The organism is Bacillus sp. HSf4 (assembly GCF_029537375.1).
Lineage (GTDB): Bacteria > Bacillota > Bacilli > Bacillales > Bacillaceae > Bacillus > Bacillus sonorensis_A.
The window spans coordinates 698292-723512 of sequence record NZ_CP120679.1 but is presented as its reverse complement, the minus strand read 5'-3'; the positions used below and the strand labels follow the sequence as shown (position 1 = coordinate 723512).

The following is a 25221-nucleotide window of genomic DNA, read 5'->3' as shown; positions in this document are numbered from 1 at the left end:
TTCGGCCGCAAGCATTGCCATATTAGCGATCTTAGTGAGCAGTCGGAACGGAGTCTCCATTTGTATATTGGTTCAACATGTCAAATAATGTTTTCTTCATCTTTTCGATTAGCTGTGATGGTTTTTGAATGACCGCTTCCCGGCCAAATGAAATGAAATAATCCGCAAAAAAGTCAATATCCTTTGACGCAATCAAACCTGACAGTGTTCCGGAACCGTCTTTTCTGACATGCAGTTCAAGATGCGGCCATTCCAGGGATCCATGCCGCTCTACGCCTTGTTTCGTCAATTCCACGGATAGTTCCAGCATCTTCGGAGGAAGGGATAAAACCGAAAAACGGTTTTTTAAATTGATGTTTGACAAGTCCATCGGATCGGTATTTTCATCAAGTTCGGCAAATATCATCCGATCGCATCTGAACATACGGTAATCCTCTCTTAAAAAGCAATAAGCGGGACAATACCATTTGCCGTGATTCGCATAGATGCCGATCGGCTGAATTTTTCTTTCGTTTGTCACATCATTTGATTGATATTTGATGATTAAGACCTTTTGCTGAACCGCCGCTTCCAATAGCACCCTTAAAAACGGAATTTCTTCTTTTTGCTCATAAGCCGTATAAAAATCGACGCGGTCCTTCATGCTGTCAATCGCATCCCGAATATCGCCGGCGAGATTCAAGTAAAATTTTTTCTTGATTGAAGCATACTGTGCATCAAACGGCAGGGATATATAGTGCCTCAGTGCATGGATCGCAAAAAAGATGGCGATCGCTTCGTTCTCGCTCAAGGCGATGGGAGGAAGAATTCTTTCACTTAACACCTGATAGCCGCCATGGGGCCCCGTTTCTGAATAAAGGGGCACACCCATCTCGCTAAGCTCTTGCAGATCCCTGAGAACGGTTCTTTTTGACACTCCGAATTCCTGCGCCAATTCCCCGACCGTAAACCGTTTTTTTCGATTGACCATCATGATCATTTCATTTAATCTTTTCGCTTTTGACATTTAGAACCTCCCAAAGTGTTTAACCATGACATAAGTTGTCACCATTATAATATACAATTACCTTAAATCAACGAAAAAGGAGATGTTTTAAAGATGGAAATGCAATTCACCCCTTATATCCTGATGAACGGGAGAGCAAAGGAAGCGATTGAATATTATCGGGAAGTGCTCGATGCTGAAGTAAAATTCCAGCAGACATTTGGTGAAGGTCCCGCGGATGAGGCGAAGAATTTTAAGGAAGAGGAACAAGATCTGATTGCCCATGCTGTCCTAAACTTCGGCGGGGCCAGCTTGATGATCGCTGATATGATCCCGGAGGTGCCTTTTCAAAGCGGCAGTCAAATCTCCATCTGCATCACGGTCGGTGACGCGCAAACGGCTGAGCGGCTGTATGACAAGCTCCGGGAGCAGGGAGAAGTCAAGCTTGAACTCCAAAATGTATATTTCAGCCCAGCCTACGCGATTGTCACTGACCCATTCGGTGTGACATTTCAGATTTTTGCGGCGAGGGGTTGAAACGATTCATATCGTCTCTTGCTTCCCGTTCAGGGTTGGCCGGGCTTCATTACATCAAAAGGAGTGAGCTGTCATGCTCACTCCTTATCATGATTTTGGGGGATATTCAATCCAACCCTGTTTTGATGCCAAACCCCACCAGCACCAAACCGGCGGCTTTTTGAAAGACCTTCTGGAACTTCACGCTTCTCAGCCATTTTTTCGCGTAATCAATCAGATGGACGAGGATGAGAAACCAAAATACAGCCATCAAGGTTAGAATGAATGCGAGAATAATTAACTGCTGGTTGACGCTTTCCTTTAAATTGATAAATTGAGGCATGATCGTGATATAGACCAAAACAGTCTTCGGATTCAGAACATTGCTGAACAACCCTTGCATAAACGAATCTTTATAATGCCGCTTGGAAGAATGGCCAGGTTTGTTGTTGTCGGCTTTCATGTCCTCCAAAGAAAACATCTTTTTAGCAAAAAAACTTTTGACACCTAAGAAAATTAAATAAGCCGCTCCCAAGTATTTGATTGCATTGAACAGAAACACCGACTTCGCAATGACAACCGCCAAACCGAAAACGGCAATCAGCGTCCAGAACGACAGTCCCGTCGCCAAGCCGAGAACATTGCAGCGTCCGGCGTTCGGGCCGTATCGAAGCGTGTTTTTCACAACGAGCATCGTATCAGCTCCGGGAATCACCACCATCATGGCGGCGATCGATATGTATGACAGCAGGCTATCCATCAGATGTCTCCCTCCATACCTTTTCATATAGTGACTACCTTAGTAACTACTTATAAAAAGTGTATCAGCGCCCTTGAAATAAATCAATACATGAAGCAAAATATGAGTGACAAAGGTAGCGACTATTTTTTGAGGCTGGAGGATGTATGAAGAATTTAGACATACTGAAAAACCTGAACTTTACCGAATATGAATCGAAAGCATATCTCGCGCTCTTGGAAGAATCGCCTTTGACAGGCTATGCGGTGGCAAAAAAATCAGGTGTACCGCGTTCGAAAATATACGAAGTGTTGGAGAGCCTCGTGATTCGCGGCGATATTTTTGTAAGCTATGGCAACACCCCGCAGTACATTCCCGTTCCTGCCAAGGATCTGATCAAAAACCGCAGACAGAAAGCGGAGGAGACGTTTGAACAGGCAGAAAAATATTTTGAGAAATTTGCGCGTTCCGCAAATGATCGGGAAAATATTTGGAATATCACCGGGCGAACCGAAATACTCGACAAGGTTAAGACGTGTATATCCTCAGCCCAAAAAAGAATTCTCCTGGAAATATGGAAAGAGGACTTTCCGGATTTGGAGCCCGACCTGAGCGAGGCGGCAAACAATGGCGTCATCGTCACCATTATTGCATATGGAGAAATTGAAGCTGATTTCGCTGATGTTTATCTGCATGACAGCAGCCGGGAAATAACAGAAGAGTATGACGGACGATGGCTTGTTTTGAGTGTTGATGATTCCGAAGTCGTTGCCGGCATTGTCTCGCAGGGCAAAGACAGCCGCGCGGCCTGGACGATGCATGTGGGCTTGGTCATGCCGATTACGGAAGTGATGATTCATGATCTGTACCTCATGGAAATCTTGGAGAAGCATAGAGATGTTTTGGAGGAAAGTTTTGGTGAAAACCTGATCCATCTGCGCCGCAAATTTTCAATTCATCCCGATTTCAAAAAGCATTACATGAAATAAAAACGGCCCGCAAAATGTCCGGGCCGTTTATTCTTTAGGTTCTCTGCGACGCCTCCCAGCGGGAGACTTCCTCCCTGACGCGCGGCGCCGTCTCTCTTCCAAAAAGCTCGATCGCTTTCATGACATCGTCGTGAGGCATCGTACCGACCGGGACATGCAGCATAAATCTTGTGATTCCCACATGTTTGCGCAGATGGATGATTTTTTCCGCCACCGTCTGAGGGTCCCCTACATAAAGCGCTCCCTCAAAGCTCCGCGCAGCATCAAAGCTGGAGCGGCTGTACGGTCCCCAGCCCCGCTCCCTGGCGAGCGTGTTCATCGCCTGCTGAGTCGACGGGAAAAATTGATCTGCGGCCGTCTCCGTATCCTCTCCAATAAAGCCGTGTGAATGGGAAGCTACGGCAAGCTTTGATACATCGTGACCTGCATGCTCCGCCGCTTTGTAATAAAGCTGGACAAGCGGGGCAAAGTGCTGCGGACTTCCCCCGATGATGGCCAGAACGAGCGGCAGACCGAGCAGCCCCGCGCGAACGACGGATTCCTGGTTGCCGCCGCTTCCGATCCATACAGGCAACGGATTCTGCACTGGCCGCGGATAGACGCCAAGGTTTTGAATGGCGGGGCGATGCTTGCCGCTCCACGTCACCCTTTCCGACTTTTGCAGCGCCAACAGCAAATCGAGTTTTTCTTCAAACAGCTCTTCATAATCGTCTAAATCATAGCCGAACAGCGGGAAGGATTCGATAAAAGACCCTCGACCCGCCATGATTTCCGCCCGTCCGTTTGAAATCCCGTCAAGCGTCGCAAAATCCTGGAAAACGCGGACGGGGTCATCAGATGAAAGCACTGTGACTGCACTTGTCAGACGGATTCTCTCCGTCTGCGGCGCCGCTGCGGCCAAAACGACGGCGGGGGAAGACGCCGCATAGTCTTCACGGTGGTGCTCACCCACACCGAACACATCCAGTCCCACCTGATCGGCAAGGATGATCTCCTCAACTACCTCGCGCAGCCGCTGTGCATGGCTGATGATTTTTCCGGTCTTAATGTCCGGGGTTGTTTCTACAAAGGTGCTGATCCCTAGTTCCATTTCATATTTCCTCCACTTTTTCTCAAGGTTTATGGCAATTATCCTCTTATTTGATTTATGTTTGCCAGCCGTCAGCGGCTTCAATCCTTTTTCCTACCCGGACCTGCCAGTCAGGGCGCCGATCCGATTCTTCCGGCCCGCATCTATTGTTTCATTTATAGGATACGGCTCTTGAAACGATCATGCAATTGATGTGATTTTAGGCTGTTACTTCAGGTGGGAAGGCTCTGACCGGAATGACATATGAAGACCTATACAGGCAATCATGAAAAAAACGGCTCAAGCTTTTCCGTTCTTCAAACATCATAAGTCATGTCTCCCTGCATTCCACTAACACCTCGCCCAAAACCTATTTTTTGATACCAAGTGCTTTGTATGCAAGTTTGACACCGGACATGGCACTTTACCTCCCGCGCTCACAAGGCTGATACATAATGGCGGCGGCGTCAAAAACATGGTGAAATGCAGACATTATCAATACATATCAATCCGCCGGCTCCTGAACAAAAATATTCAAATATAAACAGAAATATAAAAGGTGAATCATTTGAATTTTGTGTTGATTTATTTTTGTTTTCTGAATAAAGTTATACTATAAGCAAAAATCTAAATGATTACAGCTTGAAACGGATGCGGAGGCAGACATGATCCCATTATAGTAAGCGCTTACAAAAACAGCTTAATATCCACATTTAGTCATCTGAAAAATCGGCTTTGAAAGGGGAGCGAAAAATGGCAGGGAGAACAACAGGCAGTTTAAAATCGACGATCACCGTTGCGATGTCCAACTATTTGGAGGCGGGGTCAATCGTCGCCGGGGCAGGCGGGCTTTCCTTATGGGTCGAATACCTGGGCCTGGATGATGCGAGAGTCGGTCTTCTCGGGGCATTGAGTGCAAACGGATTCGGTGCGGCGATCGGCGCTTTGCTCGGAGGTTTTTTAGTCGATCGCTACGGACGGAAATTCATATACAAATACGATTTGCTGGTCTATATGCTGGGCGTTTTGCTGATCACCTTATCAATCAACTTCCCGATGCTTTTAACAGGCTATATTGTAACCGGGATCGCGGTCGGTGCAGCCATTCCGGCGGCATGGACATATATCGCGGAAGAAGCGCCTGATCATGAACGGGCCGGACGCGTCGGCTGGGGACAGCTGGCATGGTCGATCGGACCGGCTCTGACATTGCTGCTGTCGGTCGCTCTGGCGCCGCTCGGATTAATGGGGAGCCGCCTGATTTTCGGACAATTATTCATTGTTGCGATCATCACCTGGATATTGCAGCAGCAAGTTCATGAATCCGCCATCTGGCAAGAGCAAAAACAAAAAGACGCCGCAGAAAAAGCGCAAGGAATCGGTGAGAAAGCCTCGCTCAAAGAGCTTTTTACAAACAAAGCAAACCTTCATGCCATGTTTCTGCTCATCGGCATCTATGCCTTTTGGAACCTTGTCGCCGGAACAATGGGGTATTTTATGCCGTATATTTATGAGACCGTCGGCGGTTTAAGCGCGGCACAGGCCAACCTGCTGCAGGCGTTCCTCTGGATACTGACGGTAGCGGCCACTTACTTTGTCTTTATCCGTCTCGGTGATCGGGTCAATCGCAAGCGGCTCTTTGGCGTAGGAGCTGCCATGGGAACCGTCGCATGGATCATCCTCACCTTCGGCACTATGAACATAACGGAGCTCTTATTGTTCGTCACTCTCTGGGGTATTTCCGCCGGTTTCGGCGCACAAGCGTTTTATGGATTATGGGCGGCCGAGCTTTTCCATACGAAGTACAGGGCAATGGCCCAGGGCTTCATGTTCTTCATCGTCCGCGTCGGTGTCGGGCTTATTTCATTAGTCGTTCCGATCATGATTACATCTCTAGGGTTTAAAATAGCCGGCGCCGTGATGATTACCTTCCTTGTCATTCATATGATCATCGGTCTTCTCATGGCGCCGGAAACGCGCGGAAAATCGCTCAAAGCCATTCAAAATGAACGGTATCAAAAAAGCGGTTGACCACAGGTCAGCGCTTTTTTGATACCTGTGGGTTCGGCACTGTCAACATCTTTCTCTTGTCTCTATACGGATCGCTTTCAAACGAAATCTCGTGATTGAAAATGAGCGTTTGTCGTGATTCTTCATGATATTCAGGCCAGCTGACATCATCGGTGCTCGGGTTTCCGAAGCGGGCAAAAGACAGCCAGGCACCCTGGATCTGTTGAACAAGCAGCAGCGTTTCTTCATTTACCTTTGTACCTGTCAGCCATTCCAGAATGTCCATATTTCCAAACACAAACGGGATTTCCAAACCGTGCGCCGCTTTGTTGAACGGCGGATGCTCCGAATCGGCATGCCAGTCAAACCGGTACATAAAGACGGGTGCATGTCGTGATTGCGCCGAAGCGAACACAACGGACGGATGCCAAAAGATCAGGTCTGTCATCATATCAACCTGGCCTTGCCATGATCTCGGATACAGCGCCGAGGCGATGTCAGCCGCCTCTTTCCCCAAGTATTCTTCTAAAACATCATAGATCTTGCTCTCAGGTAAAAGATCCGACTCAGGGGTGAAAAATAAGGCGCCTTCGTCACGGTTTGTTCCGATCAATAGATTGATTCCGTTTGCCGAACCCTTTGCGACGGCGATTTCCGGCTTCATCGGCATGGTCTTTTCGTCAACTACAGGCAGAAAGATCAATTCAAAAATATTTTCCCCCATAACAGCGCGCAGCTGATCGGCAGCTTGGAGAAGCTCTTGGTCAGATACATCGCGGAGGCGATCCGCATGATTGGAATCAATATTGAGAATGCTTAAGAACCTTTCCGTCGCAGCTTTGGCCAGCTTTGCGGACATTGTTGCGGTTGCCCCGCTTTCCATAATGGCCTTTTGAAAAAGGCCTTTTGCTTTTGGCATCGCCAAAAGCGAAGCGATGCTCATGGAACCCGCCGATTCGCCAAACACCGTAATATTTTCAGGGTCTCCGCCAAAGGAAGCGATATGTTCTTTCACCCACTCGAGAGCCGCGATTTGATCCAAGAGGCCGAGGTTGCTGCTGTAGGAATCATCAATCGACGAAAGGTGTAAAAAACCGAATGGGCCGAGGCGATAGTTGATGGTGACCACGATCACTTTGCCCTGCTTGGCAAGCTGAGTCCCGTCGTAGAGCGGTTCACTTCCGGCGCCGAGATAAAAAGCGCCTCCATGAATCCACACCATCACAGGCAGATCCCTGTCCGCCTCTTCAGGTGTGTACACATTTAAATAAAGGCAATCCTCAGACTTGTGAACCCCCTCTATTGCTTGAGCCAATAACCCGTCTGGCTGGGGACAAACCGGACCAAATTCAAAAGCGTCCCGTTCCCCCTCCCAGGCGTCCATTCGCTGCGGTTTCCGAAACCTTAAATCGCCGACGGGAGGTTTTGCGTAGGGAACACCTTTAAAGACGCGAACACCGTTTTCCGCTCTGCCTTTCAGCTTTCCGAAGTGTGTTTCGACAATCGTTTCATACATTTTATTCCACCCCTTTCACTTTTCAATGATAATGGAATCGGAACATACCGTCTAATCAGAATACTTGCACTTTGGAAAATAAAGGGTCATTATAGAATCAGAAGAGATGTCCAACCAATTTTTTAGAAACTTAATAGAAAAGAGGGATTCCAATGGAACTGTCGGGAAACACAGTATTGATCACAGGCGGTGCATCAGGAATCGGCTTCGCTTTTGCCGAACGTTTTATAAAAGCGGGAAATACCGTTATCGTCTGCGGGAGAAGGGAAAGCAAGCTTAAAGAAGCAAAGGAAACATATCCGGAGCTGATCACGCGTGTATGCGATGTGACCGTTGAAACGGAACGACTGGCATTATTTGAATGGATCAAAGAACAGCACCCTGAGGTGAACGTGCTGGTGAATAACGCGGGCATACAGCAGCGCTACCACATTTTAAAAGCCGATGTTATAGACAATTGGGCTGACTACAATAAAGAAATCACCGTCAATATGGAGGCGCCGATCCATCTGGCCATGCTCTTTAGCCAATACTTTGCAAAAAAAGCCGGGAAAACAACGATCATCAATGTGACATCAGGTCTGGCATTTACACCGATGGCGATCGCACCGATCTACTCATCGACAAAAGCCGCTCTCCATTCCTTTACGATGAGCATAAGACATCAGCTCTCAGAGACCGGCGTTGAGGTGATTGAGGTCGCCCCTCCTGCGGTCAATACGGATTTAGGCGGTGTCGGACTGCATGATTTCGGAGCTCCTTTAGATGAATTTGCCGACGCGATTTTCAAAGGGCTGGAAGAAGGCCGGGTGGAAATCGGCTATGCCAGATCGGAAAAAGCCTTGCGGATGTCAAGAGATGAAATCGATGAAAGCGTCAGCCAAATGTACAGCTCTTTAAAAGATTCCATCGAATAAAAAGGGCTTTGGCATTGTCTTTTTCAAAAGTTAGAAGGAGTGATCCCGATGCCGATGGTTCTCCAGCGCATTTATCAGGAAAACCAGCAAACAGAAGGACGCCGCATTTTAATAGACCGGGTGTGGCCGCGCGGCATATCGAAAGAAAAAGCGAATCTTGACTGCTGGATGAAAGAAATCGCCCCAAGTCCTGAGTTAAGAAAATGGTTCGGTCATGATCCGAAAAAATTTGAATCGTTTAAAAAAGCCTATCAAAACGAAATCATACAAAACCCTGAAAAACAGAGCAAGCTCAAGGAATTAAAAGAAATGGCGGCGGACGAAACCGTTATTCTGCTTTACGGGGCAAAGGATGAACGCCATAACCATGCCATCGTTCTTTATGAGATGCTGAACGGACAAAGCCTTTGATCTTGAAACCTTTTTCAAAACCTTTCGTATTACAATTGAAGCAACACATGTGAAAAGGATGGGAAACATGGAGATAGACTTTTTTTGGCTTGCGCTTGGTTTAGCGGCTCTAGGCTATTTCATCGGTGACGGGTTGAAAAATTTCAAAAACCCAAAAGGGAATGATTCAGGCTATCCACATTTAATCAAAGAAAGAGACCTACAGTATTATTTAGGCTTAAGCAAAGAAGAAACGAAAGAAATGCTGCGCAAATATCCTGACATCCCTAAAATTGAATTAAATGGCACGACCTATTATCCTTACCAGCACTTGATGAAATGGATGTCGTCGGCCGACCTTTATAAACATTAAAGCGCAGCATCCAAGCTGCGCTTTCTCTATTCCACTATTTCGATATAGCCCTCCGATCCGTTGAGCCTGATCTTTTGTCCATCCTTGATGATCTTTGTTGCATTGTCAACGCCGACAACAGCCGGAAGCCCGTATTCCCGCGCAATGACGGCGCCGTGCGTCATGAGGCCGCCCACTTCAGTCACCAATCCTTTGATCGAGACAAACAGCGGTGTCCAGCTCGGATCTGTGAAAGGCGTGACAAGAATATCCCCCTCTTCGATATCGGCTTCCTCCAATTTCAGAATCACCCTTGCTCTTCCTTCGATGACTCCTGATGATACTGGGACACCTGCCAACGCTCCTGCCGGAAGGTTCTCTCCCAGGGCTTCTCCGGTGATGACCTCACCTTCTGATGTCATCATTCGCGGAGGCGTCAATTTTTCATAATGTTGATATTCTGCTTTTCTTTCTTTGATCGTCTTTACATCGAGACGATTGGTGTGAACGGCCTCTCTCAATTCTTCAAAGGACAGATAATAAATATCCTCCTTCGCTTGGATAAGCTTCTTTTTCTGCAAAATGGCGGCTTCTTTCATCAGCGCTTTCTTATAAATAAAATAGCGTTTGATGAGAGCATACTTTGGATATTCCCGGTAGCCGATAAAATTCCGCAGCACACTGATCATTTTCTTCGTTTTTTTCGCCTTTTTTCTGCCTCCTTTTAATGTTTGCAGACGGCTTAATAGATCCCTCTCCTTTTGCTCCGCTTCCAATCGCCCCTGTTCAAATTTGGACATTCGCGCACCAGGCGCAAAATTCTTGATGTTGCCCAAAATGATCGGAGCAAGAATCGAAGGCCGTTCACTCCAGCGCGTCTTGGTGATGTCGATCTCGCCCGTACAGCGCATGCCGTACTTCTCAAGGAATTCGCGCAATGCGCTGATAAAGGCGGGGCCGCCTTCAAGCTGTTTGAGCTCTTCGAAAAAGGTTTCATCATTGGCATGCGCTAAATACTTCTGAACCTCGGGGTATCCTCTGGCAGCATCTGCTACATCCAAAAGGGCCAAGCCCATTTCAGAGGTGACATTGTTCAATACCGACTGGGAAAGAATATCGGCCGCACCCTTTTCCCCCAGCCATTTTTTCATTTTGCTGTTAAGCCAGTACGAGGCGTATAAACCAACCATGATGACGGCCATGCTCTGCGTGTCATACAGAACCTTTTTCAGCGCTTTTTGATCTTCTGCAATCGCTTCAAACAACGCTTCACCGGAGACCTTTTGCAGCCGCTGTTCAGCTTCTTTTATAGACGCCTCGGCTCTGGACATCAGCTGTTTGACGATGTCGATGTCATTTCTCCGGTATATTTTCAGCGTTTTTGCCGGAAGAGCCCATGACAGCCCTTCAGAGCCTAATGTAAACATCCGTTTTCCTTTCGGGAGTCTTTTGACGACCTCTTTTCTTTTCAAAAAGTTAGAAATCGCGCTGTACATCATCGGATCATTTTTGCCCATTGTCCCAAGGACCATTTTCCGTCCAATGGAAGATGCCAGATCATGTGATAAATCAATAAAAAGTCTGCCTCCGGCGAGAATCAGCTCAGAATCCGAGATCAACCCGAAGAACGATATCCCGAGCGGGTTGATCGTCTCTGTCATCATTTGCTGGTGCCCGACAGACATATAGACGCGCAGCTTGTCATCGCTTTGTTTCGGAAGAGGAAATAATGTCGTCACAGGCCTGCTCTGCACAAAGAAAAATTCGCCTTCAGTCAGGCACCATTCAATATCTTGAGGCGTCCCAAAATGCGCCTCAATCTTCCGTCCCCATGTTTCGAGCTGCAAAATTTGTTCGTCCGTCAGCGTTTGACGTTTCTGCCGTTCAATTTCAATCTTGCGTTCTTCTGTACCTCCATTTTCCAATGAATAAATCGCGTGTTTTTTCACAGAAATCGTCTTTTCGGCGATTTCCCCTTCACACACCTTGTAATTGTCGGCTGAGACCAATCCGGAGACGAGCGCCTCACCCAATCCAAAGCTTGCATCAATGGACAATACTTTTCTGTTGGATGTGACGGGATCAGCCGTAAACATGATTCCCGAAGCCTCGGGAATCACCATTTGCTGAACCAAGACGGCCAATTGAACACTGCGGTGGTCAAAACCGTTTTGCATCCTGTAGATGACGGCGCGCTCAGTAAACAACGATGCCCAGCATTTTTTGATATGCTGCAAGATCGCTTGTTTTCCGATGATGTTCAAGTAAGTATCCTGCTGTCCCGCGAATGAAGCGTTCGGCAGATCTTCAGCCGTTGCACTTGAACGAACCGCATAAGCCTTATGTTCGCCAAGCTTGATGAGAAAGCGAAGCGTTTCTGCTTCGAGATCTTCAGCCATCACCGCGTGTTCAATTTCACTGCGAATCTCGCGGCTGATTTGGCTGATCTGCTCCCTGTCTGTCATCTTTAATGCCGAAAGCTCATCAAGCAACTCCCCGACTCTTCGATTGCCGTCAACCATGTTTTGAAATGCCGGCGTGGCAACGCAAAATCCAGGCGGTACTTTTACGCCTTCAATCTTTGACAATTCAGCAAGATTCAGTCCCTTGCCACCGACGAGCGGCAAATCCGTTTGCTCGATCATATCAAAACCCAGCACATATTCCCGCACAAGGCACCCTTCCCTTCATTTCTTCTCAATGCCAAAACGAATCATATTCAAAAAGCGGCTTCTTTTTTCAAGGAGGCGTCTGTTATAATCCGGATCAAAATCACGCTGAGGCGGAACTTCAGCTAAAAACTTTTCCTCAAAATGCTTCATCATCACCATAACCAATTCAAAAGCCTCGTCGCGATCGACTCCTTCCTTTAAAGGAACTTGGGCAAATAGCTGTTTTAATATATGATTTCTGACCGCAAACTGCTCTCCGTATTTTTCTGCAATTTCATCCTTCAGCTCAGAAGGCGGATCATAGAAAGCGTCCATTGTCACCTTGTAAACATCAGGATATTTTTGAAAAAATGCAAGCTTTGCCAAGCTGATCTTTTCTTTTGCCGCAAAAAAATCCGTGTATTGGAGCAGGTCATCCAATGCAAGGTGGGCCTTCAATTTTTCAATACAGTCATCCAAAACAGAAAGATACACATTCTTCTTGCTTTGAAAATGATGGAAAATGAGCGCTTTTGAAATGCCGGCTGCTTCAGCCAGCATCCCTGTCGACGTCTTCGAATATCCATGGCGGGCAAAAACCCCAAGACAGGCATTCAGAATTTGTTCTTTTTCATATAGCTGCAAAGGCACAGAAATCATCCCTTTTCATTTATTGACCAATCGGTTAGTAAAGATTTTAACGCTTGCTGACCAATCAGTCAATATAAGTTCTTTGCGGGAAAAGCCCAAAAAAACCCCGAAATCAATTCAAGGGTTAATTTGGCCATCAGGGCCAATCTTCATGAGCTACAGGGATTGCAAATCAGATTTTTACGTATGTAAGGCTGACAAAATCAAAGAAGTTCGAACAGATGTGGACACCGTATCCTTTTATTCCGATTATGATGTGTCTGAAATTACAAGGTCTTACACAGTGGTTTGGCACAGCTTCCATTAACGAGACGAATCTGGGTCATCAATTGTAGAGGAAGAACATATTGCGGGACATTGTTGAAGAAGCAAAACATTTGCAGGCTGAAACGATGCGATCCATAAAAAAGAGGGGGAGACCCCTCTTTTTACGATTGCCACTTTACTTTTTCAGGACGTCCATATTCAGTCACAAGCTGTCTGAATGAATGAAGCTCTTGATCAAATGCGAAAAAGCGTTTCGGTATCAAGATCAACTGGCCGCTGGAGGTTTTTATGTAGAATAGGCGTTTATATTCTGCTACTGCCGTCACTTCATGCCATTCAAACAACATATAAGTATTTTTAGATTGAATCTGAATTCCCTGTGGATTGATGGTATAGTTTCTTTTTTGTTTTATCCGTTCATTTTTTCGATATCCAGCAGTCAGCCGAATATAATAAACACCAATGAAAAGCAATGTCAAAATCAACGAAATGACTGTCATGAGAATGCCGTTGAAGAGCAATTCGAGTGTTTCACTATAATAAACAGTTATCGGCAGCCCCTCAACTGAAAACACGAAGACAGACACCAGAAAAATAAAAATAAAATAAAAAATGACGGATTTTCTTAGCCCATAGAAAAAGAACAATCTCATATCTTGAAATGTAAGTTTTCCCTCAAGAAAGACACTATGCTGGATCATACGTTCACTGCACCTTTAGGATATATTTCCCTCTAACTTTAGCATAAAGGATTCATGTTGGACAGCCTAAAGCTTGTTAGATTAGAAGAATTGATGACAAAGATACCCCGAACCTTAAAGGTTATGACTGACAAAAAAGTGGTGAACTAGGTAGAGCGGAGCATAAGAAATGGTCATTGTAGAAATTTTGATACTTTCTCGAAGAACTATATTAACATCAGGCAAACAGTGCCGATATATAAGTTATGTAAAATTTACATTGGAATAATATCACAAAATTTTATCCTCTTAGATGGTTAAACCATCTAATTGCATATAAATAAAATTTGATGAAGGGGTTTATAACATGAAGAAATGTTTTACATTTTTTACCGCATTGCTGACAGTCTTCATGCTTCTGACAGCCTGCAGCAACAATGAAGCATCGTCCAAAAACGAATCAGAAAAAAGCGAGGCCAAAACAAAAAGCAGTGAGGATTCATTGAAAACTGACGGTCCTTTGGAAAAAGTAGGCCAGTGGAGAAATGAAGACGACGGAACCAAAGTTACGTTAAAAAAGATCGCAAAACTGGACAAAACCTTTGATTTAGATCCAATCAAAATGAAAATTGACGATGTCAAGGTACTTGAAAGATCCAACCTTCAAGAGAAAGGAAAAAAATTGTTGGAACAAAAGGGCATTGAAGCCGATAAATATTTAACTATTCAAGTTTCATACAGCATCGAAAATACATCGGATAAAAATATCATGTTTAACGGAATTGATGTCATTACAACCAGTACAAAACAACAAATCGATGTCTCTAGTGAGGACATGGTGCTTACCCCGGCAAAAACGAGAGTCGGATCTTTTTACGGAAAAGTAGAAAAAGAAGGTTACATAGTTGTCCCTTACTTTAAGACGGATGCCGACGAATTAAAATATATCAACATTAAACTAAAAGATGTATACGATGACGAGGTTCCAACAAAATATCATGACGGGATTACAGAAAAAGTCGACTTTTAAACCGCATATAAGCGCCAAAGGGTGGCTCTCAAGCCACCCTCTTCATGGAAGCGCACGCCTTTCACCCGCCCCAAAAATTTCACCATTTCCGTTCAAAAGAAAATAAAAAAATCACAAACAGCCAAAACGTAAGCACCTCAAACAGACCGCTATTTAATATCGAAGCAATCGGCAGATTAAATGTAAAAAAGGTCAAGACGATAGCTCCCAAAAGCATCAGCAAAGTCTTCTTCATCATATGCTCCCCCTTTCCAGTCCGCAAGATATCATATTTTTTAGATCGCGGCAAAATGATTTTTTCAGGTAGAAAATGATAGAATAAACAAAAAAGGGTGATTTCATATGTGCGGGAGATTCACACTGTTTTCCGAGTTTGACAATATCATCGCTCGCTTTGCCATCAAGCAAATGACATCCGCAGAAGACTATATCCCCAGCTATAACATCGCGCCTTCCCAGAAAATCCTCGCTTGTATAAATGACGGTGCACATAACCGTTTAGGCCGGCTTCAGTGGGGGTTCATTCCTCCATGGTCAAAGGATGAGAAAATCGGCTACAAGATGATCAATGCCCGCGCTGAGACCTTGTCTGAGAAGCCAAGCTTTAGAAAGCCCCTTGTCAGCAAAAGATGCATCATTCCGGCCGACGGCTTTTACGAATGGAAGCGTGTTGACGCTAAGACAAAAAAACCGATGAGAATCAAGCTCAAGTCAGACGGCTTGTTTTCGTTTGCCGGACTATGGGAGAAATGGCAGCCCGCCGACGGCAAGCCCGTCTACACTTGCACGATTATTACGACAAAACCAAACGATTTAATGAAGGATATCCATGACCGGATGCCTGTCATCCTCAAGCCTGGTGATGAACAAGAATGGCTGCGCCCCGCCAATCAAGACATCCGGTATTTGGAAAGCCTATTAAAGCCCTATCCGTCAGATGAAATGGAGGCTTATGAAGTGCAGTCTCTTGTCAATTCACCGAAGAATAATTTTCCTGAGTTAATCAAAAAATCCCCTTCACAATGAAAGGGGAGATCAATGCTAATTTGTCAGTATATAAAATTCCCTGCTCAGCCCGATGCCTTCCCAAAAACGCAGGGCTGTTTTATTGTCTGGATCAACATAGACGTTGACGTAAGAAACACCTTGTCCATTCAGCCAGTTGATCAGATGTCCGGCTAAACGTTTTCCGATTTTAAGGCGGCGATACGGAGGCGCAATATAGATTTCATCGATTTGACCATACAGCATGTGACTGACTAAATCCTGCTTGATCGATGCCAGGCCGTATCCAATCGTCTGGCTGTTTTCATCTTTCACTGTCAAAACCGCTCCGAAAGCAGTTTGAACATATTGCTCCAGCTGCTTTCGGACCTCCTTTTTTTCTTGTTCAGCCAATTCGCAAGCCGCGGTCTCCAAAGCATTTTGACTCCACAATTCGACAATTTCATCAAGGCATTGCGGTCGCTCATCTTTTAAGTTATGGATTGATGCTTCCATTCTCTTTTCTCCTTTAAACCAATTCGGCCGTTTCTAACGTACAGTTTTGGAGGCTTTCCGAGCGGAGACGGTACGCGGCCGTTTTTTTCTTGGATTGTTTGACGACATCGATGTGATCATCATATCTGTACACAAACAGCCGGACATCGTGTTTGCCCTTTTTCGCATCGATGACAAATGGACTCCCGCCGTTCTTTGGGTTCAGATATAAATGCTCGTCTCCCGGATAAATATAGTAGCGCTCCATAAATATAGCTTGATTAAAATCTTTGATAAATTGCTTGTGATCCTGCCCCTTCAAGCGCCTCCCGCCAATCGTGACGGCGCAACCGGCGGCATCCAGTTTGGAATGCACTTGAAATTTGCTTGTCATCCATTCGACGACACCAGTCGGAAGGCATGTCACTAATATTTTGAACAGGCTGATGAAAACAAGAAGCATCACAAAAACCCATGTCATATTTGATCATCCCCATACATTGGAATATATTACACAAGCTTTATACTAACATATGGAAGGAACCGTTTTTTTGGATATTGTGTGAACAAACAACCCCCGCTGTTGCGGGGGTCATCCTTTAAAATTCTTTGTTGTTTTTTTCTGTAATGTGTTTGACACCGTACCATTTCTTGCCGACATGTGAATATCTTGTATTCGTCATGACGACGGAGCTTGTATTGCTGTCGGTTCTGAAAATGGCTTCTTTCATATTTGTTATGGTGCAGTTGTCAATAAACACTTTGACATTAAAGGTCGTGCCGCCATTTTGACGAATGAATTTTCCGGCGTTATCGCTGGTGAAATTTTTCACCGTAAATGTACTCGGTTGATTGATTTGAAAAACTTTATCTGAACCGTTGCGTGCTGAGCCGCCGTCAATCGTCACGTTTCCTTGTTTTTTCACGGTCAGCGCATCCTCACCGATATCGGTCCAAACGACATTTTGAATCGAAACGTTTCCGTAAGTGTGTACGCCGTCCGCAGCCGGTGCATCCAGCACGACATTTTTAAGCGTTGCACCATCTTCCACCTTGAAGAGCGGTTTTTGGTCTTCCCTCTGACTGCCGTCACCTATTTCAGAGCCAGCCTTAAAATGCTTGCCTTTCCCATCATAAGTCTGGCCTTTTTTGACAACGATCGTTTGATGGACAACCTCAGCCGCGGAAGCTTTTGCAGGCAAAGCTTGTCCAAGCCCCCCGGCAATCATCCCTGCCAGTAACACGACACCTGCTAATTTCTTCATTCCTTTCACCCTCCTGAAGTTTGGTATTTGAATGAAAGTAAAACAAATTCCGTTCCTTTTACATCATCTGCAGATGGTGTTTTCATTCTTTTTGCGTCATCTTGAGGACCTCATATTTAACTATAGGGGCGTTTCTTTCGTTTGTATATCAGCCATTTGAACTTTTGCTAAAAAGAGTAAATCAAACACAAAAAAGGGATTCAGTCGTTCTTTTTACGAGTCCTGCAAGGGCAGGCCTTACTATTTTCAGGCGAATAAATGAATGAATCATCGATAAATAACGATTCGGTAAGTCGACACGATCAGACATCAACATCGACAGCCGAATCGGATCGGGAAACTGGTCAATCAGAACCAGTTTCAAGCTTTACCTGAAGGTTAGACCTCAAAAAGGCACCACGATTTAGCAAAAATCGCCTGACTGTCATAAAATCGGTATGTGATCCAGCCTTAGTTCATGCGTTCGTTCAGAATCCAGGCACAAATCAACATTTGTTCCCTAAAATTAATTGCATTTTGCAAATAAATGAGTTATAACTAAGAAGAGGTGAAGGAACAATGGAAAATCTTCGTGAATTATTCCAAGTGATGACAAGACGTTTTGGTTTTTTAAACAAGAATTGCTGCAGTACAGGCGGTTATGATATTTCCCTCATTCAAAGCCATATCGTTTATGAAATTGACCGTCAGCATAAACCGTCCATACAGCAGATAGCAGAAACGCTCGGTACCGACATTACAACGTTTAGCCGCCAGGTGCAATCATTGGTGAAAATGAATCTGGTCAAGAAAACACCGGACCCGGACGATCGGAGAATCCAGATTCTTTCTTTGACGCCGGAGGGAAAAGATGTGGCTGCAAGCATTGATCAACAAATGAATGCTTTTTTAGATGAAGTCTTTTCACATATGAACGAATTTGAAAGAGAAACGGTCATTCGTTCGATTAAGCTTTTAAATGAAGCCATGGCGAAATCAAACAAATGCTGTGCATCACCTTTGGAGTAACCCCTTTTATCAGCAATGCACGCTTATGAACCTGAGCGGGAAAAGAAGAAGCACTTTTCCCTTTCTTTAATATCGAAAACTTGCAAATTGCAAATAAAAGGAGACATGTCATGGATATCATTCAAAGCTTTCTATCTATTTCGTTAGAATTAACGATTTTATTTGTTGCCATTTCCTTTCTGATTCACCTCATTTAAGGGGTCATCCCGTATGACAAATTGAATCAATACTTGAAAGGGAAAAATGTTCTTGCCGGTTCAGTGATGGCACTCGTCATTGCATTTGTTACGCCTTTTTGTTCATGCTCCACCATTCCTGTAGTCGTCAACCTGCTGCATAAACAGATCCGCTTCGGCATCGTGATGGTGTTTTTGTTTGCCTCTCCAGTTTTAGACCCGACCATCATCACGTTGATGGCCGCTTTATTAGGTATGAAAGTCGCCTTAGCCTACACAGTCATGACATCCGTTTTATCCATGGTCATTGGCTTAACCCTCGAAAAAATGGGATTTGCAAAATCTGTAAAAACCGTGGTGGTGAGCGGCTACAAGGAGAAACAAACAACATTCAGCTTGAAAGCCGCCTTGCAAGAAACACTTGTCCTTATGAAATCCGTCTATCCTTTCTTAATCATTGGCGCAGCCATCGGCTCTATGATTCATGGACTTGTCCCGACGGTTTGGATTTCATCTGTTTTTGGCGGGAATCAATGGTGGCTGGTCCCGATTGCCGCCATCATCGGCATACCGTTGTATATCCGGCTTTCTGCGATGATTCCTCTTTCACACATCTTCGTTTTGAAAGGAATGGCCATCGCTCCTGTAATGGCATTGATGATTAGTTCGGCAGGAGCGAGCTTGCCAGAATTGACATTGTTAAACAGCATCTTCAAGAAACGGCTGGTCATAGCGTTCGTCATATCCGTGATTTCGATGTCCACGATTTCAGGATTCCTATTCTATATGATGTAACTTAAAAGGAGGTGAAAAGGATGGGACTATTCGATAAAATATTTGGAAAAGACAATTCCGATACCAAAGCGGATAAACAAGACTGCTGTCATATTACTTTCGAAGAAGTGAAAGAAACCAATGAAACATGCTGCACGCAAAAATAAGAAAGTTTGCGGGGGATGTCTATGCACCATCTAAACGTTCGAAAAGCTGTTTGGCGTGACTTACCATGTATTCTGGCCGTTTATAATCAAGGGATCGAAGACCGGATGGCCACGCTTGAGGAAGATTCAAAAAATATAGACGATATGGAATCTTGGTTTCAGGAACATCAAGGGCGGTATTCCGTCCTTGTCGCCGAAACAGAAGGAAAAATTGCCGGCTGGGCGGCTTTAAACCCTTACTCGCACCGCTGTGCTTATCAAGGGGTTGCCGACCTGTCCATCTATGTCGACCGCTCCTGCCGCGGCAAAGGAGTGGGACGCCTTCTTCTCCAAGCTCTTGAAAAGACGGCTAAAGAAAACAGCTTTTATAAAATCGTCTTGTTTACGTTTCCATTTAATAAACTCGGGCAACATTTATATGCGAAAATGGGCTACAGGCAGGTCGGCATTTTCAAAAATCAAGGGAGGTTAGATGGGCGGTTTGTTGATGTGATGGCGATGGAAAAATTATTGCAAGATGAAGGGCCTTCCGAACTGTGAAGGTCCTTTTTTTGTCCCGGTTTTCAAGAAAGTCCTGCCTCTGTTCCATTCAGAAACTCCTCTGACTTCAAGCAATGTGTTTCTAAAATTTCTCCTCACTCGGGAAATAAACTGGACAACTGTTGTTACTTAATTCTCTTAAAAAACATAGAATACTAAAAAAGGATGCTGGAAGCATTTTTTAAAAAGGAGTTCTTGAGTATGAATTTGAATGGAATCAAAGGAGAATATAATGCTGTTTTCGGTTTGGGCCATCTTTGTTTAACAGCCCTTCAGCTTCGCAAAAACAATTTGCGTCCTTATGCTGGCCCATTAGACTGGGTCGGAACTTCTTCCCTTACAGACCTTAACTTTCTGTTAAAAAATCGTTTTTCTCATTTTATGGCACCTGAAAATCTTAGGGTGACGGGTTATTCGACCGGTGTCTATACAAAGGACCGTTACATCTCACTAACAGACGATTATTACCATGTCGATTCCGCCCATGATTTCAAGGCAGATCAAAACACACTGGAACATCTGGTCACATACCGCGAAGTCATGGAGAAATTCAACAGAAGAATTAACCGGTTTTTAGACAAAATGGCGACCGCTGACCGCATCCTCTTTATCAGAACGAAAGGTACTTACAAAGAAGCTCAGGAGCTTCAATCCGTATTATCAGATTTGGTTCAAAATGAATTTCGCGTTCTTCTGATCAATCATGCTGATGTTAAAGGGATCGTGGAGCAGAATTGGTCATTAGAAAGGGTGTGCGCGGTTCAACTTCCTGATAAGGAAATTTGGGAATCCAATGATCGGCTGTGGAGAAAAATGCTGAGCGGTGTGAAAATCGTTTAACACCGCAACACTGGCGGGGCAGCAAACATATTTTCCGTTAACAGCGGCCAATCTGCCGGGGGGCATGGCTCTCCGGATTTTGCCGATAAAGCATTATCATGATCGGTGTTGTGATGGGATATGGAATATTCGAGACAATTCGGCAAATGGATGTTCATAATGTCTTGGTGAATAATTTTCGCATTTGAATGTTGTGCGGTTTTTCGCTTCAGAATGCCGATAAACTTTTGGTTCATATTCCACTGCCAAAACCTTGCCGGCTCTCTCATTTAAAATGGTTGTCAAAGCCCCTGTTCCGGCTCCAAGCTCTAAAACCGTACCTTTTATGCTTACATTTGCCCGCTCTATCATTCATGAAGCAGTTTTTTATCGTTTATCAAATGCCGTCAGGAAAAATTAAGAAATTCTCCACAGCTTCGTTTTTTTCCGCTAACTTATGAATTTTTTTCACCATAACTTCCCTTCCTTTCAAAATAAAAAATCACAGGCTGTCTGCCTGCGATTCAGAGTACAAGGGAAGAGAACCCATCCTTATAAATGAGGGAAAACCAAATAAACCTTCCTTTTTTTCTAATCAAAAGAGGGGATAATTGTATAAAAAAAGAAAGGCAGAACGATCCGCCTTTCTACATTAATCACATATATTTCATAAAAAATGAAGATTAGTAAAAAAGGACAGACTGATCCCGTTTACTCTGCTATTCACAAACAGAGCCTTTGAACGTATTGAATTACTGGTTCAAAGCTGGGAATCGAAGTCTCATCGAATGTGTCATTTTTTAATAATCCTTCATAAAAGTGTAAAATACATGAGCATTATACGTCTGTTTGCAGTAATAGTCAAAATCAATTTCTGTGAGGCTCCTGCTCCGTGTTTGTGACGAGGCATTGTAAATGGTTCAACATCTGAGGAGTAAAGCATAACAACCATACTTCCCTATAGATCGTCAGCCCGAATCCATACCGGTTGGAATGACAAAATCCTAAAGCTTTAAAGTGTTTTAGGATTTTGTCAACAAGTGGTTTAGACTACACCATGCCGCCATGGAAATTCAAAGTATCAATGAATCGAACCAAAATGTTTGATTGTAACATTTTTAAAGATCGCTGTGCCGCCTTCGGAGAAAAAGGTGATTCCTTGATCATCAGGTTTTGGATATATTAAATTTGAATGTGTGAACTTTCCATTATCGACAAAGACTTCAATACTGCTTTTATCAACAATAATCTTTAAGTGAACTTGCTGTTTGCCAGCATCAAACGGTGTTGTGCTTTCCGTGAATTGATTACTTTTGTCAGAGTGGATTGTTGATGACCGATTGACATAAAAGTATTGTCCTTCTGCAAAAATGCCAACATCAACATGGCGTTCTTGATCCGCTGATTCCCTGAGCCTTAAACCTACATTTTTCAGTTCTGACCAAGAGATATCCGTCTCCAACTGGTATGCATCACCGGTTACATGAAGTGTTTTTGAGCCATTTACTTCAATTTGTTCATAGGTATCTGTCGTCTTTGTTAATTTATTCAAAGCGTTAATTGGTTGTGAGATTAGATGATATTTATTGTCTTTGTCATGCTTTAGTTCAATTTGGCGAACAATCGAGTCCATTCCGTTAAACCCTTCTCGCATTGTTGGCGTTTGATGGGCATAATCCCAATTATTCATCCAGGCAAAGGCATAACGTTTATTGTATTTATCGCTTTCTTTTCCATCCTCAAACGTTACTCCGCCGTACCAGTCAAAGCCATAGTCTAACCATTGAGGTTCATGGTGATCCGGAAAGAACTCCTTTCCATCAAAGTTTCCGGTCCAGTAAGCGTAAGTATTGGGCTTGTCTCGCGATTTACCATTTGCACTAACACCAAGCACCCATTTTAATATCCCGTTATTGGCACGCATGACATAAAGATCAGGACACTCTACAATTCCGATATGTTCCGTAACAAAACTGCTCATATAATTCCATTCTTTTAAGTTTTGAGATTCATAAAAGCCTATTTTTGTTCCTTCGGCCATGACCATGATCCATTTATGGCTGCTATCATCCCAAATGATTTTCGGATCTCGAAAATCTTTTGTTCCCGGATTTGACATGATCGGATCATCACGATATGAGGTAAATGTTTTTCCGTGGTCATTACTGTACCATAAAAACTGTTCCTGCTTTCCTCCATCCTTAGAGAGCTGTGTCACAATCGCAACGAGAGCGCCTTTTCCAAACCCCGCTGTATTTTCCTTATCAATCACGACTGATCCTGACCATGGATCTCCATTTTCGTTTGTATATTTCGGAATAGCTATTCCTTCATCATTCCAGTGCACCAAATCCTCTGATGTGGCATGTCGCCATTCAGTTCCATTTCCATTTGGATAATCACCATTATAGAGGTAATAGTAATGATATTTTCCATCCAAATAGATCGGTCTCTGGGGATCATTTTTCCATTTGTCAGGTGTAGTGAAGTGGTAATTTGCCCGGTATGACGGCTTTTTATGTGTATGAGCCGATTCCTGAGACTTATTTGTTTGTTGTTCAACTGTCGGTTCACCAGACTTAAAAACAAGGTGATCTACGAATCCGATGGCAGTTATGATCAGTAAGCCCGCAATAAAAAAAACCAACAGCTTATATCCCCTTTTATTTTTTACTCGTTTGTCCAATCAGACTCACCGCCCTCGAAAAAAGTCAAAGCAAAAAGAAAATGCCAATCATGATTGACATTTTCTTGTTTTACAATATTATTCGTTAATTGTGATTTGTCCTTGTTCAAGGATACTATCTTTTACAACAGATGTTTTTGGTCCTTCAATATTCAGTAAAAAGCTTGGTGCAAACGTAGAGTGATGATCCTCAAAGTAACCTCTGTTTGTCATGTAGCTTGTTACAACCACATTGTCGCTATCCTCTTGTGGGATCGCATAATGAGCGTAATTCCAAGTAATATCATAAGGATCAAGATCATGGTGTAATACAAGTCCGGTTTTATTGAGCGGCTTGTATGGTCCGGTTAAGGAATCGGACACATAACCTAACAAGTAAATGTCTTCGTCATCAATACCGTCAATTGTCATTTTAGATCCTCTTGAGCTAGTGAATAAATACCATTTGCCATCCTTTTTAAAGATGTTCGGACGCTCGATTTCATCTGTTACTGTATTTGAAACAACCAATGGTTTCATTACTTTTTTCAGAGTATAATCATCATTGATTTCAATAATCCCTATTGCGCCATTCGCTAGAGTAGCCAGCTCTTTTTTCGAGCTTTTCAACAGCTTATTCTTTTCAGCTTGGAAAAATTTATTGCTTCCGCCATAGTAAGCTCTATTGTATAGTGATTCCTCACCTTCATCACCATATTCCGTTCCCGTATTTGCTTCAAAGACAAGATACTTATGACCATTATCTTCAATATAATGAGGATCTCTTAATGTATGGTTATTCATGAAATTACCTTCACTGAAAGCTTGATCGACATTTTGATAAACTTTACCGTCTCCACCTTCGAAGATGGATTTAAAATCTTCAACACCTTTAATTTTTAGTGTATCAGCATCTGGTTGAGATAGATTCACTTGAGCTGTTGTTAACGTTTGTTTACCGAAGTGTTTTTCCCCATCCCATGGGTGGCGATTTGTGTAAAATAGGCGAACTTCTCCGTCAGACGTTAAAGTTGCCGATCCTGACCATTCCTCTGCTTGATCTTTTAAATACGGATCGTTTGCAGCGTATTTATCACTATCCTTAAAAACTCTGCCGGCATTTTTCCAGCTATCAAGTGAATGATCACCAACTTTTTTATAGAACATGTATATAAAAGTGTCGCTTCCATTGTCAGGGTCTCCTGCTAAACCGAAAACGATATGATAGCCTTTATATTCCGCCACTGTTCCATCAGCGTTTTGAAGCGGCCAAGTGTCCCATACGTCTATATCCATTAGCTTGCCATTCTCATCATACTTTTTTGCTGAAGGAATGTTTTTAATGGTGGATGCATCGAATTGCGGAACTTCAAATTTTGGATTATCATGCTGCTTGATGATGTCGTACATGTCTGAACGAGTGATTTGAGAAGTCCCATACGTTTCTTTGTGATCCAATGAATCTTTTTGTTTTGCAAAAGATATTGAAGCCCCCCCTCCTACTAGAATTGCTGTACCAAGCGTTACAACTGTTGCTTGTTTAACAAGACTTTTGATTCTCATCTT

General features: G+C 43.9%; 26 protein-coding genes and 2 pseudogenes. 13 read left to right on the top strand and 15 right to left on the bottom strand.

Going from position 1 to position 25221, the window contains the following annotated elements; translation table 11 throughout:
• Positions 1-31: 31 nt before the first annotated feature.
• Complete coding sequence (locus P3X63_RS03655) at positions 32-1006, bottom strand: helix-turn-helix transcriptional regulator (protein ID WP_077735427.1); 975 nt, start codon at positions 1004-1006, stop codon at positions 32-34.
• Positions 1007-1099: 93 nt separating this feature from the next.
• Between P3X63_RS03655 and P3X63_RS03650 the strand changes: the two genes are divergently transcribed.
• A complete protein-coding gene (locus tag P3X63_RS03650; protein ID WP_026589734.1) occupies positions 1100-1522 on the top strand; it encodes a VOC family protein in 423 nt (140 codons plus the stop codon).
• Positions 1523-1628: 106 nt separating this feature from the next.
• On the opposite strand, the gene P3X63_RS03645 is transcribed toward P3X63_RS03650, so the two are convergent.
• The gene (locus P3X63_RS03645) at positions 1629-2261 is read right to left on the bottom strand and encodes a homoserine/threonine efflux transporter (protein WP_026589735.1); all 633 of its coding nucleotides are present in this window, start codon (positions 2259-2261) and stop codon (positions 1629-1631) included.
• A 146-nt stretch (positions 2262-2407) separates the two neighbouring features.
• On the opposite strand from P3X63_RS03645, the gene P3X63_RS03640 reads away from it, so the two are divergent.
• The gene (locus P3X63_RS03640; protein WP_026589736.1) at positions 2408-3229 is read left to right on the top strand and encodes a TrmB family transcriptional regulator; all 822 of its coding nucleotides are present in this window, start codon (positions 2408-2410) and stop codon (positions 3227-3229) included.
• Between the two features lie 34 nt (positions 3230-3263).
• On the opposite strand, the gene P3X63_RS03635 is transcribed toward P3X63_RS03640, so the two are convergent.
• The gene (locus P3X63_RS03635; RefSeq protein ID WP_077735457.1) at positions 3264-4319 is read right to left on the bottom strand and encodes an LLM class flavin-dependent oxidoreductase; all 1056 of its coding nucleotides are present in this window, start codon (positions 4317-4319) and stop codon (positions 3264-3266) included.
• Positions 4320-5051: 732 nt separating this feature from the next.
• Between P3X63_RS03635 and P3X63_RS03630 the strand changes: the two genes are divergently transcribed.
• Complete coding sequence (locus tag P3X63_RS03630) at positions 5052-6329, top strand: MFS transporter (RefSeq protein ID WP_026589738.1); 1278 nt, start codon at positions 5052-5054, stop codon at positions 6327-6329.
• A gap of 7 nt (positions 6330-6336) precedes the next feature.
• On the opposite strand, the gene P3X63_RS03625 is transcribed toward P3X63_RS03630, so the two are convergent.
• A complete protein-coding gene (locus P3X63_RS03625) occupies positions 6337-7824 on the bottom strand; it encodes a carboxylesterase/lipase family protein (protein ID WP_277692471.1) in 1488 nt (495 codons plus the stop codon).
• Between the two features lie 152 nt (positions 7825-7976).
• Here P3X63_RS03625 and P3X63_RS03620 point away from each other — a divergent pair, with 152 nt between their 5' ends.
• The 3 genes from P3X63_RS03620 (at position 7977) to P3X63_RS03610 (ending at position 9504) form a co-directional block, all read left to right on the top strand.
• Positions 7977-8741 carry an SDR family oxidoreductase gene (locus P3X63_RS03620; protein WP_026589740.1) on the top strand — a complete coding sequence of 255 codons (765 nt, stop codon included), beginning with the start codon at positions 7977-7979 and terminating at the stop codon, positions 8739-8741.
• Positions 8742-8789: 48 nt separating this feature from the next.
• On the top strand, positions 8790-9152 hold the full coding sequence (locus tag P3X63_RS03615) for a DUF488 domain-containing protein (protein WP_026589741.1): 363 nt from the start codon (positions 8790-8792) through the stop codon (positions 9150-9152).
• A gap of 67 nt (positions 9153-9219) precedes the next feature.
• Positions 9220-9504 (top strand): hypothetical protein, encoded by a 285-nt coding sequence (locus P3X63_RS03610; protein WP_026589742.1) that lies wholly within the window; start codon positions 9220-9222, stop codon positions 9502-9504.
• Positions 9505-9530: 26 nt separating this feature from the next.
• On the opposite strand, the gene ppsA is transcribed toward P3X63_RS03610, so the two are convergent.
• The 3 genes from ppsA to P3X63_RS03595 all read right to left on the bottom strand — a co-directional run bounded on the left by ppsA (position 9531) and on the right by P3X63_RS03595 (position 13627).
• A complete protein-coding gene (ppsA, locus tag P3X63_RS03605) occupies positions 9531-12155 on the bottom strand; it encodes a phosphoenolpyruvate synthase (protein ID WP_277692470.1) in 2625 nt (874 codons plus the stop codon).
• A 15-nt stretch (positions 12156-12170) separates the two neighbouring features.
• Positions 12171-12785, bottom strand: coding sequence for a TetR/AcrR family transcriptional regulator (locus tag P3X63_RS03600; RefSeq protein WP_026589744.1), 615 nt, complete (start codon positions 12783-12785; stop codon positions 12171-12173).
• A 428-nt stretch (positions 12786-13213) separates the two neighbouring features.
• A complete protein-coding gene (locus P3X63_RS03595; RefSeq protein ID WP_277692469.1) occupies positions 13214-13627 on the bottom strand; it encodes a YcxB family protein in 414 nt (137 codons plus the stop codon).
• A gap of 472 nt (positions 13628-14099) precedes the next feature.
• Here P3X63_RS03595 and P3X63_RS03590 point away from each other — a divergent pair, with 472 nt between their 5' ends.
• Positions 14100-14762, top strand: coding sequence for a hypothetical protein (locus tag P3X63_RS03590; protein WP_277692468.1), 663 nt, complete (start codon positions 14100-14102; stop codon positions 14760-14762).
• A 79-nt stretch (positions 14763-14841) separates the two neighbouring features.
• Here the strand turns inward: P3X63_RS03590 and P3X63_RS03585 are convergent, their stop codons facing one another.
• Positions 14842-15000 carry a hypothetical protein gene (locus P3X63_RS03585; protein WP_277692467.1) on the bottom strand — a complete coding sequence of 53 codons (159 nt, stop codon included), beginning with the start codon at positions 14998-15000 and terminating at the stop codon, positions 14842-14844.
• A gap of 104 nt (positions 15001-15104) precedes the next feature.
• Between P3X63_RS03585 and P3X63_RS03580 the strand changes: the two genes are divergently transcribed.
• Positions 15105-15788 (top strand): SOS response-associated peptidase, encoded by a 684-nt coding sequence (locus P3X63_RS03580; RefSeq protein ID WP_277692466.1) that lies wholly within the window; start codon positions 15105-15107, stop codon positions 15786-15788.
• Positions 15789-15803: 15 nt separating this feature from the next.
• Here the strand turns inward: P3X63_RS03580 and P3X63_RS03575 are convergent, their stop codons facing one another.
• The 3 genes from P3X63_RS03575 to P3X63_RS03565 all read right to left on the bottom strand — a co-directional run bounded on the left by P3X63_RS03575 (position 15804) and on the right by P3X63_RS03565 (position 17470).
• Entirely contained in the window at positions 15804-16262 is a 459-nt protein-coding gene (locus tag P3X63_RS03575) for a GNAT family N-acetyltransferase (RefSeq protein ID WP_026589748.1), read from the bottom strand.
• Positions 16263-16275: 13 nt separating this feature from the next.
• On the bottom strand, positions 16276-16722 hold the full coding sequence (locus tag P3X63_RS03570; protein WP_277692465.1) for a YfmQ family protein: 447 nt from the start codon (positions 16720-16722) through the stop codon (positions 16276-16278).
• Between the two features lie 118 nt (positions 16723-16840).
• Positions 16841-17470: a pectate lyase gene (locus tag P3X63_RS03565; RefSeq protein ID WP_372708719.1), complete on the bottom strand. Its 630-nt coding sequence runs from the start codon at positions 17468-17470 to the stop codon at positions 16841-16843.
• A 594-nt stretch (positions 17471-18064) separates the two neighbouring features.
• Here P3X63_RS03565 and P3X63_RS03560 point away from each other — a divergent pair.
• The 5 genes and pseudogenes from P3X63_RS03560 to P3X63_RS03540 all read left to right on the top strand — a co-directional run bounded on the left by P3X63_RS03560 (position 18065) and on the right by P3X63_RS03540 (position 21011).
• Positions 18065-18514, top strand: coding sequence for a MarR family winged helix-turn-helix transcriptional regulator (locus P3X63_RS03560; protein WP_026589751.1), 450 nt, complete (start codon positions 18065-18067; stop codon positions 18512-18514).
• Positions 18515-18624: 110 nt separating this feature from the next.
• A pseudogene (locus P3X63_RS03555) lies at positions 18625-19485 on the top strand (permease).
• Positions 19486-19505: 20 nt separating this feature from the next.
• Positions 19506-19631 carry a hypothetical protein gene (locus P3X63_RS03550; protein WP_256860174.1) on the top strand — a complete coding sequence of 42 codons (126 nt, stop codon included), beginning with the start codon at positions 19506-19508 and terminating at the stop codon, positions 19629-19631.
• Positions 19632-19652: 21 nt separating this feature from the next.
• On the top strand, positions 19653-20171 hold the full coding sequence (locus P3X63_RS03545) for an arsinothricin resistance N-acetyltransferase ArsN1 family A (RefSeq protein ID WP_077735440.1): 519 nt from the start codon (positions 19653-19655) through the stop codon (positions 20169-20171).
• 201 nt (positions 20172-20372) lie between these two features.
• Positions 20373-21011 carry a DUF1796 family putative cysteine peptidase gene (locus tag P3X63_RS03540; protein WP_026589754.1) on the top strand — a complete coding sequence of 213 codons (639 nt, stop codon included), beginning with the start codon at positions 20373-20375 and terminating at the stop codon, positions 21009-21011.
• A gap of 67 nt (positions 21012-21078) precedes the next feature.
• On the opposite strand, the pseudogene P3X63_RS03535 reads toward P3X63_RS03540, so the two are convergent.
• The 4 genes and pseudogenes from P3X63_RS03535 to P3X63_RS03525 form a co-directional block, all read right to left on the bottom strand.
• A pseudogene (locus P3X63_RS03535) lies at positions 21079-21465 on the bottom strand (rRNA adenine N-6-methyltransferase family protein); the annotation flags it as partial.
• A gap of 277 nt (positions 21466-21742) precedes the next feature.
• Positions 21743-21787 carry an erythromycin resistance leader peptide gene (locus P3X63_RS22790; protein ID WP_121128006.1) on the bottom strand — a complete coding sequence of 15 codons (45 nt, stop codon included), beginning with the start codon at positions 21785-21787 and terminating at the stop codon, positions 21743-21745.
• Positions 21788-22071: 284 nt separating this feature from the next.
• The gene (locus P3X63_RS03530; RefSeq protein ID WP_481748576.1) at positions 22072-23637 is read right to left on the bottom strand and encodes a glycoside hydrolase family 32 protein; all 1566 of its coding nucleotides are present in this window, start codon (positions 23635-23637) and stop codon (positions 22072-22074) included.
• Between the two features lie 117 nt (positions 23638-23754).
• Positions 23755-25218 (bottom strand): glycoside hydrolase family 68 protein, encoded by a 1464-nt coding sequence (locus tag P3X63_RS03525; protein ID WP_026589757.1) that lies wholly within the window; start codon positions 25216-25218, stop codon positions 23755-23757.
• Positions 25219-25221 lie beyond the last annotated feature (3 nt).

What these genes read in the sequence shown, in the direction of transcription:
- P3X63_RS03570 (WP_277692465.1), bottom strand. Translation starts at nt 16,722, where the DNA reads ATGACATGGGTTTTTGTGATGCTTCTTGTTTTCATCAGCCTGTTCAAA.
- P3X63_RS03525 (WP_026589757.1), bottom strand. Translation starts at nt 25,218, where the DNA reads ATGAGAATCAAAAGTCTTGTTAAACAAGCAACAGTTGTAACGCTTGGT.
- P3X63_RS03655 (WP_077735427.1), bottom strand. Translation starts at nt 1,006, where the DNA reads ATGTCAAAAGCGAAAAGATTAAATGAAATGATCATGATGGTCAATCGA.
- P3X63_RS03560 (WP_026589751.1), top strand. Translation starts at nt 18,065, where the DNA reads ATGGAAAATCTTCGTGAATTATTCCAAGTGATGACAAGACGTTTTGGT.
- P3X63_RS03645 (WP_026589735.1), bottom strand. Translation starts at nt 2,261, where the DNA reads ATGGATAGCCTGCTGTCATACATATCGATCGCCGCCATGATGGTGGTG.
- P3X63_RS03580 (WP_277692466.1), top strand. Translation starts at nt 15,105, where the DNA reads ATGTGCGGGAGATTCACACTGTTTTCCGAGTTTGACAATATCATCGCT.
- P3X63_RS03545 (WP_077735440.1), top strand. Translation starts at nt 19,653, where the DNA reads ATGCACCATCTAAACGTTCGAAAAGCTGTTTGGCGTGACTTACCATGT.
- P3X63_RS03635 (WP_077735457.1), bottom strand. Translation starts at nt 4,319, where the DNA reads ATGGAACTAGGGATCAGCACCTTTGTAGAAACAACCCCGGACATTAAG.
- P3X63_RS03625 (WP_277692471.1), bottom strand. Translation starts at nt 7,824, where the DNA reads ATGTATGAAACGATTGTCGAAACACACTTCGGAAAGCTGAAAGGCAGA.
- P3X63_RS03630 (WP_026589738.1), top strand. Translation starts at nt 5,052, where the DNA reads ATGGCAGGGAGAACAACAGGCAGTTTAAAATCGACGATCACCGTTGCG.
- P3X63_RS03620 (WP_026589740.1), top strand. Translation starts at nt 7,977, where the DNA reads ATGGAACTGTCGGGAAACACAGTATTGATCACAGGCGGTGCATCAGGA.
- P3X63_RS03565 (WP_372708719.1), bottom strand. Translation starts at nt 17,470, where the DNA reads ATGATTGCCGGGGGGCTTGGACAAGCTTTGCCTGCAAAAGCTTCCGCG.
- P3X63_RS03590 (WP_277692468.1), top strand. Translation starts at nt 14,100, where the DNA reads ATGAAGAAATGTTTTACATTTTTTACCGCATTGCTGACAGTCTTCATG.
- P3X63_RS03650 (WP_026589734.1), top strand. Translation starts at nt 1,100, where the DNA reads ATGGAAATGCAATTCACCCCTTATATCCTGATGAACGGGAGAGCAAAG.
- P3X63_RS03540 (WP_026589754.1), top strand. Translation starts at nt 20,373, where the DNA reads ATGAATTTGAATGGAATCAAAGGAGAATATAATGCTGTTTTCGGTTTG.
- P3X63_RS03575 (WP_026589748.1), bottom strand. Translation starts at nt 16,262, where the DNA reads ATGGAAGCATCAATCCATAACTTAAAAGATGAGCGACCGCAATGCCTT.
- P3X63_RS03640 (WP_026589736.1), top strand. Translation starts at nt 2,408, where the DNA reads ATGAAGAATTTAGACATACTGAAAAACCTGAACTTTACCGAATATGAA.
- P3X63_RS03610 (WP_026589742.1), top strand. Translation starts at nt 9,220, where the DNA reads ATGGAGATAGACTTTTTTTGGCTTGCGCTTGGTTTAGCGGCTCTAGGC.
- P3X63_RS03550 (WP_256860174.1), top strand. Translation starts at nt 19,506, where the DNA reads ATGGGACTATTCGATAAAATATTTGGAAAAGACAATTCCGATACCAAA.
- P3X63_RS03615 (WP_026589741.1), top strand. Translation starts at nt 8,790, where the DNA reads ATGCCGATGGTTCTCCAGCGCATTTATCAGGAAAACCAGCAAACAGAA.
- P3X63_RS03585 (WP_277692467.1), bottom strand. Translation starts at nt 15,000, where the DNA reads ATGATGAAGAAGACTTTGCTGATGCTTTTGGGAGCTATCGTCTTGACC.